General features: G+C 72.6%; 10 protein-coding genes. 7 read left to right on the top strand and 3 right to left on the bottom strand.

Annotation, left to right across the window (positions count from 1 at the left end; translation table 11 throughout):
• Window positions 1-2: 2 nt before the first annotated feature.
• Genes ACFPCV_RS11655 through ACFPCV_RS11680 form a run of 6 tightly spaced genes read left to right on the top strand, consistent with a single transcriptional unit; the run spans window position 3 to window position 11,509 of the window.
• Complete coding sequence (locus ACFPCV_RS11655; protein WP_378056107.1) at window positions 3-680, top strand: DUF6875 domain-containing protein; 678 nt, start codon at window positions 3-5, stop codon at window positions 678-680.
• On the top strand, window positions 677-3,841 hold the full coding sequence (locus tag ACFPCV_RS11660; RefSeq protein ID WP_378056108.1) for an amino acid adenylation domain-containing protein: 3,165 nt from the start codon (window positions 677-679) through the stop codon (window positions 3,839-3,841). Before ACFPCV_RS11655 ends, ACFPCV_RS11660 begins: the two co-directional genes overlap by 4 nt.
• 26 nt (window positions 3,842-3,867) lie before the next feature.
• Window positions 3,868-5,190, top strand: coding sequence for an MFS transporter (locus ACFPCV_RS11665; protein ID WP_378056109.1), 1,323 nt, complete (start codon window positions 3,868-3,870; stop codon window positions 5,188-5,190).
• A complete protein-coding gene (locus ACFPCV_RS11670; RefSeq protein WP_378056110.1) occupies window positions 5,187-9,524 on the top strand; it encodes a non-ribosomal peptide synthetase in 4,338 nt (1,445 codons plus the stop codon). The genes ACFPCV_RS11665 and ACFPCV_RS11670 overlap by 4 nt, the downstream gene beginning before the upstream one ends.
• Window positions 9,505-10,515, top strand: a complete 1,011-nt coding sequence (locus ACFPCV_RS11675) for a methyltransferase family protein (RefSeq protein ID WP_378056111.1) — start codon at window positions 9,505-9,507, stop codon at window positions 10,513-10,515. The genes ACFPCV_RS11670 and ACFPCV_RS11675 overlap by 20 nt, the downstream gene beginning before the upstream one ends.
• Entirely contained in the window at window positions 10,505-11,509 is a 1,005-nt protein-coding gene (locus ACFPCV_RS11680; protein WP_378056112.1) for a helix-turn-helix transcriptional regulator, read from the top strand. The genes ACFPCV_RS11675 and ACFPCV_RS11680 overlap by 11 nt, the downstream gene beginning before the upstream one ends.
• A gap of 48 nt (window positions 11,510-11,557) precedes the next feature.
• On the opposite strand, the gene ACFPCV_RS11685 is transcribed toward ACFPCV_RS11680, so the two are convergent.
• Genes ACFPCV_RS11685 through ACFPCV_RS11695 form a run of 3 tightly spaced genes read right to left on the bottom strand, consistent with a single transcriptional unit; the run spans window position 11,558 to window position 14,155 of the window.
• Complete coding sequence (locus ACFPCV_RS11685) at window positions 11,558-12,280, bottom strand: GTP pyrophosphokinase (RefSeq protein ID WP_378056113.1); 723 nt, start codon at window positions 12,278-12,280, stop codon at window positions 11,558-11,560.
• Window positions 12,281-12,296: 16 nt separating this feature from the next.
• Complete coding sequence (locus tag ACFPCV_RS11690) at window positions 12,297-13,211, bottom strand: SDR family oxidoreductase (RefSeq protein WP_378056114.1); 915 nt, start codon at window positions 13,209-13,211, stop codon at window positions 12,297-12,299.
• Between the two features lie 5 nt (window positions 13,212-13,216).
• Window positions 13,217-14,155, bottom strand: a complete 939-nt coding sequence (locus ACFPCV_RS11695) for a saccharopine dehydrogenase family protein (protein ID WP_378056115.1) — start codon at window positions 14,153-14,155, stop codon at window positions 13,217-13,219.
• Between the two features lie 70 nt (window positions 14,156-14,225).
• Here ACFPCV_RS11695 and ACFPCV_RS11700 point away from each other — a divergent pair, with 70 nt between their 5' ends.
• The gene (locus ACFPCV_RS11700) at window positions 14,226-15,167 is read left to right on the top strand and encodes a helix-turn-helix domain-containing protein (RefSeq protein WP_378056116.1); all 942 of its coding nucleotides are present in this window, start codon (window positions 14,226-14,228) and stop codon (window positions 15,165-15,167) included.
• The last annotated feature ends 103 nt before the right edge of the window (window positions 15,168-15,270 follow it).

Genomic DNA, 15,270 nt, shown 5'->3' on the forward strand with positions numbered 1-15,270 from the left:
CCGTGCTCACCCACCCGACTCTCGACCTGCCGCCGCTGGTCGAGCCGGCCGACCTCGACGGGGACCTGCCCGCGGCGGTCCGAACATGGGACGAACCGTTGCGGGCCATACTGGGCTGGGCGCTGCGCTACCTGTGCCGACCGCACCCCGAGCTGGGCCGCAAGGGTGACGTGTGCCCGTTCACCGAGGGCGCGCTGGCGCGGCACACGTTCTACATGGCGGTGTGCGGCGGCCTGCCGGTCAGCGCCGACGAGGTCGCCGGGACCGTCGCGCACTACCGCGACTGGTTCCTCGACCTGCCGCCGACGAGCGGGTCCGCCGCCCAGTTCAAGACCATCCTGATCCTCTTCCCCGAGCTGACCGGCCCGGACCTGCACCCGGTGATCGACGAGGCGCAGCGCGTGCTGAAGCAGTCGTACGTGTCGCACGGGCTGATGGTCGGCGAGTTCCACGACGGGCCACCGGACAAGGCGGGCCTGTGGAACTCGTCGTTCCGGCCGCTGCGCAGCCCGGTGCCGCTGCTCGCGATCCGGCACATGGTGCCGACCGACTTCCCGTTCCTGTCGCTCGACGACGACCACGTCACCGCCTACCTGCGGTTGTTCGGCGACCGGGTGCCCACCCACCTGCGACCGCAGGTGGCCGCGGCCACCGCGCGACTCGGAAAGGCAGTGCCGTGACCGAAGCCGCCGACAAGCGCAGGCTGCTGGCGGCTGCCCTGCGCCGCCGGTCGACCGCGCCACGCGCCTACCCGCTGTCGTTCGGCCAGCAGCGGCTGTGGTTCCTGGACAAGTTCGCGCCGGGCGAACCGGTGTACAGCATCCCGCTGGCGTTCCGGTTGCGTGGCCCGCTGGACCTCGACGCGTTGCGGGCGGCGGCCGACGGAGTGGTGGCACGGCACGCGTCGCTGCGCACCACGTTCCCCGACCAGGGCGGCGAACCCGTGCAGGTCGTCGCGCCGGCGGGCACGGCCGCGTTCGAGGTCTCGGCGTGCACCGACGCGGACGCGTTCGCGCTCGCGGAGGCCAGACGCGGGTTCGACCTCGCGCGGGGCCCGCTGTTCCGGGTCGTGGCCGGGGTGCTCGGCGCCGACGACCACGTGCTGGTGCTGAACCTGCACCACATCGTCTCCGACGCGTGGTCGCTGTCCGTGCTGCTCGACGAGCTCACCACGCTGTACCGGGGCGGCACGCTGCCCGGCCTGGCGCTGCAGTACCCGGACTTCACGACGTGGCAACGGGAACGGCAGCGCACGGACGCGGCCCGCGAACAGCTGGCGTACTGGCGAACGCACCTGGACGGCGCACCGGAACTGCTGACGCTGCCGACCGACCGGCCACGGCCCGCCGTCCAGACCCACCGGGGCGCGCTGCGGGCGACACGGTTGACCGACGAGGTCGCCGCCGCCATGGCGACGCTGGCGCGCGAGTGCGGCGGCACGTTGTTCATGGTGCTGCTCGCCGCGTTCGGCGCGCAGCTCGGCAGGCTCGCCGGACAGGACGACGTCGTGGTCGCCACCCCGGTGGCCGGGCGGTCGGACACCGCCGTGGAGGCGATGATCGGGTTCTTCGTGAACACGCTGCCGCTGCGGCTGTCCGTGGCCGGTGACCCGACGTTCGCGGAGCTGGTCGCGCGGGCCAAGGACGTCACGCTCGGCGGGCTGTCCAACGCGGAGGTGCCGTTCGAGCGGCTGGTCGAGACGTTGCGGCCGCGGCGGCACCTCGGGCACGCGCCGCTGTCGCAGGCACAGCTGATCCTGCAGAACACCCCGAGGCTGGTGTTCGACCTGCCCGGCGTGACGTGCGACGGGCTGCTGCCGGACCCCGGGGTGGCCAAGACGGACCTCACGCTGATCGTCGAGTACGTCCGCGACGGCATGCTGGTGTCGGTCGAGTACAACACCGACCTGTTCGACGAGGCCACGATCGACCGGTTCACCGGCAACCTCGTCGCGTTCCTCACCTCGGCCGCGCGGGACCCGCACCGCCGGTTGTCGGCGCTGACGGCGGTGACCGGGGTCGAGCGCTGGCAGGTCGTGCACGGGTTCAACGACACCGGCACCGGCACGGCACTGCCCGCCGCGCCGACCGCGCTCGACCTGATCGACTTCACCTCGACCGAGGTCGCCGTGACCGGGCCGGAGAGCACGCTGACGTACGCGGAACTGGGTGCGGCGGCGGACCGGCTCGCCGGCCGGCTGCTGGCGTGCGGGGTCGGGCCGGAGACCCCGGTCGGGCTGCACCTGGACCGGTCCACGGAGATGGTCGTCGCGCTGCTCGCGGTGTGGCGGGCCGGTGGCGCCTACGTGCCGCTCGACCCGTCGTGGCCCGCCGAACGCCGCACGTCGATGCTCGCGGACTCCGGCGCGCGGGTGCTGGTGACCGACCGCGCCGACACGCTCGGGTTCGGCGGGACCGTCGTCCGCACCGGTGAGCACGGCCCGCTCCCGGCCGCGACACCGGTGTCCGACCTCGCCTACCTGATCTACACGTCGGGTTCGACGGGCAGGCCCAAGGGCGTCGGGGTGCCGCACCGGGCGGTGGTGAACCTGCTGACGTCCTTCGTGGACCGCCTCGGCATCGGCCGCGACGACCGGCTGGCGGCGGTGACCACGCTGTCGTTCGACATCTCGGTGCTGGAGCTCCTGGTGCCGCTGGTGGCCGGTGCGCGGGTGGTCGTGGTCGGTGCGGACGAGGTGGCCGACGGTCCACGACTGCGGCAGCGGCTGGCCGAGTCGGGTGCCACGGTCATGCAGGCCACCCCGGCCACCTGGCGGTTGCTGGCGACCGCGGGTGGGGTGCCGCCGTCGGTGCGGGTGCGGATCTGCGGTGGGGAGGCGTTCCCGCGCGACCTCGCGGCGACGCTGCTCACCGACGACGCGGCGGTGTGGAACGCGTACGGGCCGACCGAGACGACCGTGTGGTCGGCGGCCGGGCCGGTGACGACGGAGAACGTCCGCATCGGACCGCCGATCGGCAACACCAGGCTGTATGTGCTGGACCCGCTGGGTGCGCCGGTGCCGATCGGGGTGGTCGGCGAGCTGCACATCGGCGGGCTCGGCGTCGCCCGCGGCTACCACGGCAGGCCAGCGCTGACGGCGGAGAGGTTCGTGCCGGACCCGTTCGGCGACACCCCGGGCGCGCGGCTGTACGCCACCGGCGACCTCGCGCGGTACCGGGCGGACGGGACGCTGGAGTTCCTCGGGCGCACCGACCACCAGGTGAAGGTGCGCGGGTTCCGGATCGAGCCGGGTGAGATCGAGGCGGCGCTGCTGGCGTGCCAGGACGTGCGGGCCGCGGTGGTGACGACGTTCGGCACCGGGCAGGACGTGCGGCTCGTCGCGTACGTCGTCGGGACCGCCGACCCGGCCGAGGTCGACGCCCTGCTGCGGCGGCGGCTGCCGGAGTACATGGTGCCCGCGGTGGTCGTGCCGCTCGACGCGTTCCCGCTGACGCCGAACGGGAAGGTGGACCGCGCGGCGCTGCCCGCGCCGGAGTTCACGTCCACAGCGGACTTCGTGGCGCCACGCCACCCGGTCGAGGAGGTCCTCGCCGGGATCTGGTCGCAGGTGCTGGCGCGGCAGCGGATCGGCGTGCACGACGACTTCTTCCGCATCGGCGGGCACTCGCTGCTCGCCGCGAAGGTGCTGGCCAGGGTGCGGGAGGCGTTCGCGATCGACGTGCCGATCCACCGGATGTTCGCCGCGCCGACCGTGGCCGGGCTCGCGGACGTGCTGGCCGGCCTGCAGTCCGAACCCGGCCAGATCGCGGCGATCGCGGCGTTGCGGGTCGAGGTCGCGGCCCTGTCCGACGACGAGGTCAGAAAGTTGCTGGGCGAATGAGCGGCGCGGGCGGAGCGCACGACGTCATGAACAGGTTCGGCGTGATCTGGGCGGGGCAGCTCGTCTCGGTCATCGGCTCGGCGCTGTCGGCGTTCGTCATCGGCGTGTGGGTGTACCTGGACACCGGGTCGGTCACGCAGTTCGCGCTCATCCAGTTCTGCGCCGCGGTGCCGGGGATCCTCGTGTCGCCGGTCGCCGGCGTGCTCACGGACCGGTGGGACCGCAAGCGGATCATGCTCGCCGCCGACCTCGGTGCCGGGCTCGCCACCGTCATCCTGCTGACCCTGGTCAGCGCCGACGCGTTGACGGTGTGGCCGATCTACCTGACGACCGCGCTGTCCTCGGCGTGCAACTCCTTCCACCTGGTCGCCTACAGCGCGCTCGTCCCGTCGCTCGTGCCGAAGCGACACCTCGGCCGGGTCAACGGGCTCATGCAGATCACCCAGGGCGTGCAGATCGCGGCGCCGCTGGTGGCCGGCGCGTTGCTCGGGCTCGTCGGGTTGCGTGGCGTGCTGGTGATCGACCTGGTGTCGATGGCCGTCGCCGTCACCACGCTCGCCGTGACCCGGCTGCCCGCGGCCGCGGTCCGCCCGGTGCCCGGCGACCGGACACCGTCGGGGTTCACCGCGGGACTGCGTTACCTGGGCGGCAAACCCGGGCTGGTCGACCTCGTGGTGGTGTTCTGCGCGTTCAACTTCCTGTTCGCGATCGCAGGCGGGCTGGTGCAGCCGCTGATCCTGTCGTTCACCGGCCCGGCGACGCTCGGGGTGCTGATGGCCGCGGGTGGCAGCGGGTTGTTCGTCGGTTCGCTGGTGATGGCCGCGTGGGGTGGGCCGAAGCGGCGGATCGACGGCGTGTACCTGGGGCTCGTGCTCGGCGGGATCTTCCTGGTGCTGCACAGCCTCCACCCGTCGCCGTGGCTGATCGCGATCGTCGCGCCGTGCTTCCTGTTCACGCTGCCGCTGATGAACACAACGTGCATGACCCTCTTCCAGACCAAAGTGGACCCCGCGGTGCTCGGCCGGGTCCTCGGCTCGGTCCGCATGCTCGCCTCCGCCGCGACCCCGGTGGCGTTCCTGCTGATCGGACCGTTGTCCGACGGCGTCTTCGAGCCGCTGATGGCCGACGACGGGCCGCTCGCCGGGTCGGTCGGCGCGGTCATCGGCACCGGCGACGGCCGCGGCATCGCCCTGATCTTCATGGTGGTCGGCGTGCTCATGCTCGCCGTCGCCGCCTACGCGTGGACGCGGCCGCGGCTGCGCGACATCGATGTCGAGATTCCCGACGCGCTGCGCGACGACACAGCGGAGCCGGTCGCGTCGGATTCGCCGAAAGGAACCAGCTCGTGACTGACCGGGACCGCCTACTGGCCCGACTGCTCGCCCAGCGGGGGATCGAGCTGGCAGGGCAGCCGCAGATTCCCCGCCGCGACCCCGGCGACACCGTGCCGCTGTCCGGTGCGCAGCGTGGGCTCTGGTTCACCGAACGCATGGGGCTGGACCAGGGCGCGTACGTGATGCCCATGGTCGCGCGCCTGACCGGTGACCTGGACGTGCCCGCGCTGCGCGACGCGATGCGCGCGGTGCTGGCCAGGCACGAGGCACTGCGCACGTATGTCGTCGACAGGGACGGTGTGCCGGAGCAGCGGGTCGCACCGAGCGTGGCCGACGAGGACTGGTTCACCCTCGTCGAGGAACCAGGCGAGCCGGACGCGGTGCTCGCCGAGGCGGTGGACCGGCCGTTCGACCTGGAGCGGGCGCCGTTCGTGCGGCTGCTGCTGATCCGCCACTCCCCGGTCGAGCACACGATGCTGCTCGCCGCGCACCACATCGTGTGCGACGACACCTCGATCCACCAGCTGTACGCGGAGCTGGTCACGCTCTACGCGGGCGGTGAGCTGCCGCCGCTGGACCTGCACTTCCCGGACTACGTGCGCTGGCAGGAGAACCACCTCGACGCGGGTGCGCGCGACCGGCAGCTGGCGTACTGGAAGGGCACCCTCGCCGACGCGCCGCCGGTGCTGGACCTGCCGACCGACCGGCCGCGCACCGCGGCGCGCGGGGTCGCGGGTGCGAGTCACACGTTCGCCGTCCCGGCGGATCTCGCGACGCGGTTCGGTGAGCTGTGCCGTGCGCACGGCTGCACGACGTTCGCCGGGCTGCTGGCCGCGTTCGGGTTGCTGCTGGGCCGGTACGCGAGCACGACCGACGTGGTGATCGGCTCCCCCACGACCCGTCGTCCGTCCCAGATGGACGGTGTGGTCGGCCTGTTCGTCAACCCGACGGCGCTGCGGGTGGACCTGTCGGGTGCGCCGACCGTGCCGGAGCTGCTCACCAGGGCCAGGGACGTGGCCGCCGCGGCGCTCGGCAACGCGGACGTGTCGTTCGACCAGGTCGCGGCGGCGCTCGCGCCGCGGCGGGACCTGTCCTACCACCCGTTGTTCCAGGTGATGCTGGTGCAGAACCGCGGCGGCGACCCCGTGGCGTGGCCGGAGCTGACGGCCGAGGGGGTGGAGGTGGGCCGGGCGACGAGCCGGTTCGACCTGACGCTGCACGTGCGGGAGCGGGCCGGTTCCTGGCCGGTGAACCTCGACTACAGCGCCGAGCTGTTCGACCACGGCACGATGACACGGTTCGGCACGCACTTCGTCGCGATGCTCACCGCGATGGTCGAGCACCCGGACGCGCCGGTGACCACGCTGGATCTGTCCACAGTGGACGATCGGGCGCTGCTGGCGCGGCTCAACGAGGCGACGGCGACTTATCCGTTTGTCGACAGCGTCGTGGACCTGATCGAGGCGCAGGCCAGGCGGACCCCGGACGCGACGGCCGTGATGACGGTGTCCGGCGCGGCCCTGTCCTACCGTGAGCTGGACGAGCGGGCCAACGCACTCGCCGCGTCACTGCGCGGACAGGGGGTGGGCCAGGAGACCCCGGTGGGGCTGCGGCTCAGGGCGAGCCCGCACGCGATCGTCGGGCTGCTCGCCATCCTCAAGGCGGGCGGCTACTACGTGCCGCTCGACCCCGGCTGGCCCGCGCTGCGCCTGCGGACCATCCTCGACGACTGCGGCGCGACCGTCGTACTGTCCGAGGAGGACCTGCCGTTCACCGCGACCGCCGCCGCGCCACCGGAGCTGCCCCGGCACCCGAGCGGGCTGGCGTACGCCGTGTACACCTCCGGTTCGACGGGGGCGCCCAAGGGCGTTGGCGTGCAACACGACTCGCTGCTGAACCTGACGTGCGCGTTCGTCGAGCGGCACGGGTTCGCCGCCGGGCAGAAGCTGCTGATGGTGCCGCCGCTGTCGTTCGACGCGTCGGTGGGCGACGTGTTCCCCGCGCTGGCGGTCGGCATGACGCTCGTGCTGCACCCCGAACCCGCCGCGCTGGGCGGTGCCGAGCTGCTGCGGCTGTGCGCGGAACACGACATCACGGCCGTCGACACGGCCGCCGCCCTGTGGCGGCGGTGGGTCGGCGACCTGACGGGTCTCGACGAGGCCGCGCAGGACAGCCCGCTGCGGGTGATGATGGTCGGCGGCGAGGCGGTGCCCGCGTCGGCCGTGCGCGAGTGGGCCGTACTGACGGGTGGCCGGGTGACCCTGCACAACCACTACGGCCCGACCGAGGGCACGGTGTGCGCGACCACGTTCTCGACGGTCGACGGTCCGGGAACCGATGGGGCGCTGCCGATCGGGCGGCCACTGCCGAACGTGCGGACCTACGTGCTGGACGCCGACCTGCGTCCGGCGCCGGTCGGGGTGCCCGGTGAGCTGTTCGTCGGCGGGGCGGCCCCCGCGCGGGGCTACCTTTCGTCGCCGGGCGGGACCGCCGCCGCGTTCCTGCCCGACCCGTTCACACCGGGCCGCATGTACCGGACCGGGGACCTGGCGCGGCTGCGGCCCGACGGCACGCTGGAGTTCCTCGGCCGCGCGGACGAGCAGGTCAAGCTGCGCGGCAACCGGATCGAGCTGGCCGAGGTGCGGACCGCGCTTGCCGCGCACCCGCAGGCCGCGGAGGTCGCGGTCGCGGTGCGCGACGACGTGCTGGTCGGCTACCTCGTGCCACGCACGGGCGCCACGCTGCCCGGCCCGGTCGAGCTGCGTGCGTTCTGCGCGGACCGGCTGCCGGACTACATGCTGCCTGCCGCGTTCGTGGTGCTGGATGAGCTTCCGTTGACCCGCAACGGAAAGGTCGACGCGGGCGCCCTACCGGCGCCCGCGTCGTCGGCCGCGCCCCACGAGGCGCCCCGCACACCGGTCGAGAAGGTGCTCGCCGAGGTGTGGGGGGAGGTGCTGGCGAACCCGGCCGTCGGCAGGCGCGACAACTTCCTCACGCTGGGCGGGCATTCGCTGCTCGCGCCCGCGATCCTCGCGAAGGTGCGGTCGCTGCTCGGGGTCACCCTGCCGCTGCGGTCGGTCTTCGCCACGGGCGACCTGTCGGAGCTGGCCGAGGTGGTCGAGCAGGCGCGGGTGAGCGACGGCGAGTTCGCGAGGAACTACACGCAGGGCATCCCGTCGGTCGAGCAGCTCCGGCTGGACGCGGAACCACCCGCGGACATCCGGCCGACGGCGCCACCGGCCGAGGGCCCGGTGAAACGGGTGCTGCTGACCGGTGCGACCGGGTTCCTCGGCGCGCACCTGCTGGCCGAGCTGCTGGGCCGCACCGAGGCCGACGTGTACTGCCTGGTGCGGGCCGAGTCCCCCGCCGTGGCACGGGCGCGGCTGCTGGCGAACCTGCGGCGCGCCAGGCTGACCGTGCCGGACGCGGACCTCGACCGGATCGTGCCGGTCGTCGGCGACATGGCGGAACCACGCCTCGGACTGTCCATACCGGACTACCGGATGCTGTGCGACACCATGGACGCCATCTACCACAACGGTGTGGTGATGAACTTCGTGCTCACCTACCAGTGGCTGATGCCGCCGCACGTGGAGAGCACCATCGAGATCCTGCGCCTCGCGATCCGGGGCCGCACCAAACCGCTGCACCTCATGTCCACGCTCGGTGTGTTCCTCGGCAGGAACTACGACAGGCAGCTGGTCACCGAGGACGACCGCGCGCTCGACCCGTCCGGGCTGGACACCGGCTACCACACGACCAAGTGGGTGGCCGACACGATGGGTGTCAACGCGCGGGACCGGGGGCTGCCGATCTCGATCTACCGCATCGCCGCGATCGTCGGCGACGTGGCCACCGGCACCGCGAAGACCGACTCCTACCTGAGCAGACAGGTCGCCACCTGTGCGCACCAGGGTTCGGTGCCGGTCAGCCACGACGTGATCGACATGCTGCCGGTGGACCGGATCGCGGCGGCGATCGTCGGCATCTCGCAACGGCACACCGGCCGTGACTTCCACTTCTACCGCGCGGACGGCTACACCTACCCCGACCTCGGGGTGACGTTGAACGAGATGGGCTACCCGGTGGAGACGCTGCCGTACGAGGAATGGCGGCAGCGGATGCTGGCGGCGCCGAGCAGCTCGTTCGGCCCGCTCGCGTTCGGCCTGCCGACCTGGCGGCGCCCGCACCCGGTGTTCGACTGCTCGAAGACGTGGGCGGCGGCACGGGAGGCCGGGGTCGAGTTCCCGCCCGCGGACGCGGCGATGATGCGGCGGCACATCAGGTTCCTCGCCGAGAGCGGCGTGCTGCCCGAGGAGGTGGCGGTCGATGCCGATCGAGTTGGGTGACGACGAGCGGGCGTACACGTCGAACGAGGCACCCGCGTCGTTCGCGGACATGCTGGGCACGGCGGCGTACCGGTGCGCCGCGGCCGCCATGCGGCTGGGCGTGTTCGGTGCGCTGCGCGACGGGCCGCTGCCCGCCGCCGCGCTGGCCTCGGCGGCGGGCGTGGACGAGCGGGGTGTCACGATCCTCGCGGACGCGCTGGTGAGCTTCGGGTACCTGACGGGGTCGGCGGCCGGGTACGAGCTGACCCCGTTGTCGGACAGGTGGCTGGTGGACTCGCCGTACACGACGGTCGAGCTGTTCTGGCAGCGGGTGATGTTCGAGCTGTGGGACGGCCTGGAGGACTCGGTGCGGACCGGCAAGCCCGCGGTCGACTTCTACGCGTGGCTGGCGGACCGCCCGGAGACCTCACGGCAGTTCCAGTCCATGCTGGACGAGCACGCGCGGCTGCTCGCGGCGGAGCTGGCGCCGCTGATCCCGGTGCCGCCGGGCCCGGCGCGACTGCTGGACCTCGGCGGCGGCCACGGCCGGTACTCGACCGCGCTGTGCGAACGGCACCCGTCGCTCACGGCCACGGTGCTGGACTACGCGTCCGCGCTCGGCCCCGGCGGTGACCGGGTGACGATGGTGCCCGCGAACTACCTGGAGGCCGACCTCGGGACCGGGTACGACGTGGTGCTGTTGTTCAACGTGCTGCACGGGCACCCGGAGGCCGGGAACCGCGCGCTGCTGGCGCGGGTCGAGGCCGCGCTGAACCCCGGTGGCGTGGTGGCGATCCTGGAACACGGCCGCGACGCGCCGGGCCCAGCGGACGTGTCGTTCCTGCGGACGTTCAGCCTCAACCTGTTCCACGGGCAGAACGGCGAGGTGTACGCGCTGGACCGGATCGCGGGCTGGCTGGCCGGGTTCGGGGAGGTGAGCACGACACGGCTGCGGAACTCGCCGACCCAGTACCTGATCACGGCGGTGGCACAATCGCGGGGTGCGGGCTGAGCGGTTGGTGACGCTGCTGTTCCTGTTGCAGCAGCGCGGACGGTCGACCGCCGCCGAGCTGGCGGCGGCACTCGAGGTGTCGGAACGCACCGTGTACCGCGACGTCGAGGCGCTGCTCGCCGCCGGTGTTCCACTGTGGACCGAACAGGGCCGCACGGGTGGCATCCGGCTGATGGCGGGCTGGCGCACCAGGCTCGACGGGCTCACGAGCCGCGAGGCCGCGGCGATCTTCGCGGTCGGCGTGCCGGAACTGCTGGCGGAGCTGGGACTCGGCGCGTCGCTGACGGCCGCGCGGGCCAAGGTGCTCGCCGGTCTGCCCGCGCCGCTGCGGGAGTACGCGTCGGCGATCGCGGACCGGTTCCACCTCGACGCGCCCGGCTGGTTCCAGCAGAGCGAGACGGCGACGAAGCTGACGGTGGTGGCGGACGCGGTGGCCTCCACGCGAGCGCTGCGGATGGACTACCGGCGCGGCGCGGCGGTGGTGACACGCGAGGTGGACCCGCTGGGCCTGGTCGTGAAGGCCGGGGTCTGGTACCTGGTCGCGCGGGTCGGCACGGACGTCCGCACGTACCGGGTGTCCAGGATCGAGTCGGCGTCGCTCCTGGCGGAGTTCACCCGCCCGGACTTCTCGCTGGCGACGTGGTGGGCGCGGTCGTCGGCCCGGTTCGAACGGTCGCTGCTGCGGGAGACGGTGCGCCTGCGGCTGAACCACCAGGGACTGCGCGCGCTGCGGAACGTGACCGACGAGGACGCGGCCGCGGCGGCCACGGCGACGGCAGGCCCACCGGACGCGGACGGCTGGCGAGAGGTGGAACTGGAGGTCGAGAGCCTGCCGGTGGCCACCACCCAGCTGCTCTCGCTGGGGGCCGGCGTCGAGGTGGTGGCCCCGGTGGAGTTGCGGGCCGCTCTGGCCGAGCTGGGGTTGGCCATCGCGGCCCGCAACACACCGGTCGAGGACCGGCAGGAAAGAGACCGTCCGCCGGGACCGTCATGACGTCGTCGCGCGGTGAACCCGCTCACCCGCTTTCGCCGCGTCGCCGTCTCAGCCCGCGCTGCCGAGGAAACCCAGGTACAGCGCGGTGAGGTCCAGTTCCTCCGCGGCCGGGGTGGGCCGCGGCCTGCTGTTGTGGTCCACCAGGCGGTGCAGCGACTCCATCTTCTCGTCGAGCGCCGCGGCCGCCTCCGCCGCCTCGGCCAGCTCACCCTGCAGGTTGGGCGGGACCTCACCGCGGTACTTGTAGTAGATCTTGTGTTCCAGGCTCGCCCAGAAGTCCATCGCGATCGTGCGGATCTGGATCTCCACCGGGATGCGGTCCACCCGGTCCGAACGGAACACCGGGATCGACACGATCAGGTGCAGGCTGCGGTACCCGTTGGGCTTGCGGCGGCTGATGTAGTCCCGCTCGTCGAGGACCGTGATGTCCTCCTGGCCGACCAGCATGTCGCGGATCTTGTTGATGTCCGAGATGAAGCTGCAGATCACCCGGACACCCGCGATGTCGAGCACGTTCTCCCTGATGCTCGCGAGGTTCATCGCGTAGTTCTTGCGCCGCACCTTCTCCAGCACGCTCTCCGGCGCCTTCAGCCGCGAGTTGATGTGCTCGATCGGGTTGTACTCGTGCGCGTTGTTGAAGTCCTCACGAAGGATGTTGATCTTCGTGGTGATCTCGTCGATCGCGAACTTGTACCCCAGCATGAAGTCCGTGAACTGCTCGCGCAGTGCGCGGAAGTCCTCGATGTCCAGGGACGGCTGCCAAGATCTCATCACCTCCCATAGTGCCTCAGCGGTAGCCGGTCGCGTCGGCAGGCTTGCCCTGGCTCTCCACCTCCGCGATGTAGCGCCACGCGTCGGGCCTGCTGCCGTCGGTGTCGTCGAAGCCGTACACCGCCGCCAGCCGGCCCGACGAGAGCGACTGCCCGTTCCACCGCGCGACCTCGGGATCGGTGGCGAGCGCGGCCGCGGCCCTGCCGACGAACGCCGGTGACTCGGAGATCACGAAGTGCGGCTGGTCCCTGGTCGCGTCCCGCCAGTTGTCCTCGGTCACCCCGAACGCCTCCAGCATCGCCTCCGACCGCAGCCACCCGGGGGTGAGCGCGACGGCCGTGGCGCCGTGCGGTGCCAGCTCCACCGACTGCGCGAGCGCCATCCGCTGCACCGAGGTCTTCACGAGGTCGTAGAAGAACCCCGCGTCCGCGCGGTAGGCGGCGTTGGACTCGGTGGTGCCGTCGGTCATCTCGATCACCAGCCCACCCGGCCGCCGGATCAGCAGCGGCAGCGCGTGGTGGCTGGTGATGGCGTGCGTGTCGATGCCGAGCCGGAGCATGCGCAGGCCGCCGTCGAGGTCGTGCTCCCACAGCTTGCGCCCGAACCTGAGGTAGACGTCCCCGCCCCAGATGTCGTTGACCAGCACGTCCAGGCGCCCGTGGTCCCGGTCGATCCGCTCCACCAGCGCCTTGACCTGGTCCTTCTCGAGGTGGTCGACCTGGACCGCGATGCCGACGCCGCCCGCGGCGGTGACCAGCTCTGCGGTCTCCTCGATCGTCTCCGGCCGGTTCATCTCCGACCGCTGCGCGCGGGTCGTCCTGCCCGTCGCGTACACGGTCGCGCCCCGCCGTCCCAGCTCCACCGCGATGGCCCGGCCTGCGGCCCGCGAAGCACCCGCGACCAGCACGACCTTCCCCTTGAGTTCGTCCATGGCGGTCACGATGCCGGATAAACCTGACACCTGCTGGCAAGGTTTACGGTCAGGTGTGCGGGCGTCAGCGCACGCAGGAACCCGGCCGGGTCGCCGAGCTGCCCGGCCGTGCGCGCGCCGGTGTGCCCGCCGTCGAGCACGCGGGTGACCGCGGTCGCCACGATCGGGCCGGTGACCGCGTAGATGTCCCGGCCCGACGCGCTCGCCCCTCGGCGTTCACCGCCGCGGCGGACCTCGACCTCGACGTGGAAGGTCTGCGCGGACCGGCCGAGGTCGTCGGCCGGGGCGGGCGGCGGGGTGTCCGGGTCGCCGAGGTCGGCGAGGGGTTCGGTGTTGATGTGGACGGTGATCCTCGGGGTGCGCAGGTGGTGGGCGATCGTCACCTGGTCGGCCGTGGACAGCTCGACCAGCTTCCGTTCGCCGATCGGCGCCGCGAAGTCCCACTCGACCGTGCTCGGCTCGGCGGGCGGCACGAACTGGCCGCCGGTGTAGGTGACGTGGCGGCCCGCGTTGCGGGTGATCGTGCGGCGGGTGCCCGCGGTGGGCAGCCAGCTGTCGAGCACGGTGCCGATGCGGATCTCGTCGGCGGCCGGCCAGTCCCCCATCGCCGCGGTCGCCAGCAGGTCGCCGAGGCCGCCGTAGAACGCGACCGACGGCGCTACCACGACGTCGGCGTCGCGGAACCGCGCCAGCAGCTCCATGGTCACGGCCTGTTCGGCGGAGATGTCGAAGTAGTGCGCGCCTGCCCGCACCGCGGCCTCGGCGACCGGCACCGCGGTGTCCGCGAACGGGCCCGCGCAGTTGACGACCGCGGCGACGCCGTCGAAGGCGAGCGCGGTGCCGCGGCCGAACGGGACCGGTGTGAGCCCGAGCGCGCGGAGCTGGGTGAGGACGAAGCGGGCGGTGTGCCCGTGGGCGCCGACGACGGCGACTGTGCTGTTCACCGGCTCATGGTCACGTGGCCGCGCCGCCGGCACGAGTGTCTGATCAGACCGCATCGGTACACTTTCGGACATGCGGTCGGTGGCACTGGTGCTGTACGAGGGCGCGATGCTGTTCGAGGCGGCGACGGCGGTCGAGGTGTTCGGCGTGGTCCGCGACGACATCGCGGACCCGTGGTACGACCTCACGGTCTACGGGCCGAGGTCGGCGTGGCTGGGCGAGCTGGCCAGGGTGGCGACGGCCAGCGGCTTCGGCCCGGTGGCGGGCGCGGACACGGTGGTCGTCCCCTCGTGTCACGACGTCGACGCCGAGCCACCCGCCGACGTGGTCGCCGCGTTGCGGGCCGCGCACGCCCGCGGCGCCCGGATCATGTCGCTGTGCACCGGCGCGTTCGTGCTCGCCGCCGCCGGGCTGCTCGACGGCAGGCGGGTCACCACCCACTGGGCGCACGCCGCGGACCTGGCCCGCCGCTACCCGGAGGTCGAGGTCGACGCGGACGTGCTGTACGTGGACGATGACCCGGTCCTCACCTCCGCGGGCAAGGCGGCGTGCATGGACCTGTGCCTGCACGTGGTGCGCAAGGACCACGGCGCGGCGGCCGCCAACACGCTCGCGCGGCGGCTGGTCGTGCCGCCGCACCGGTCCGGCGGCCAGGCCCAGTTCATCGCCGCGCCCTCACCTGCCACGGGCAGTCCGCTCGAGGCCGTCATGCGGTGGTCGGTCGAGCGGTTGCACGAGCCGTTGACCGTCGAGCAGCTCGCGTCGCGGGCGGGCATGAGCTCGCGCAACCTGGCGCGGCACTTCGTCGCCACCACGGGCACGACACCGTTGCGGTGGCTGCACAACCAGCGCCTGCACCGCGCGCAGGAACTGCTGGAGACGACCGACCTGGCCGTAGACCTGATCGCGGACCGCACCGGCATGGGCACGGCCGCCACCCTGCGCCGCCACTTCCACCGCACGGTCGGCGTCGCCCCGGACCAGTACCGCCGCACGTTCCGCCGGGACCGGTAGCTCGGCGGCCGGGGACTGTCGGTGGGTGCCGGTAGCGTGGCGGGAAACGGAGCATCCCCACTGAGATCACTCTCGGTCACCCCGATGGGCCATTCGGGTGGAC

It is taken from the genome of Actinophytocola glycyrrhizae, assembly GCF_042653545.1.
Classification (GTDB): Bacteria; Actinomycetota; Actinomycetes; order Mycobacteriales; family Pseudonocardiaceae; genus Actinophytocola; species Actinophytocola glycyrrhizae.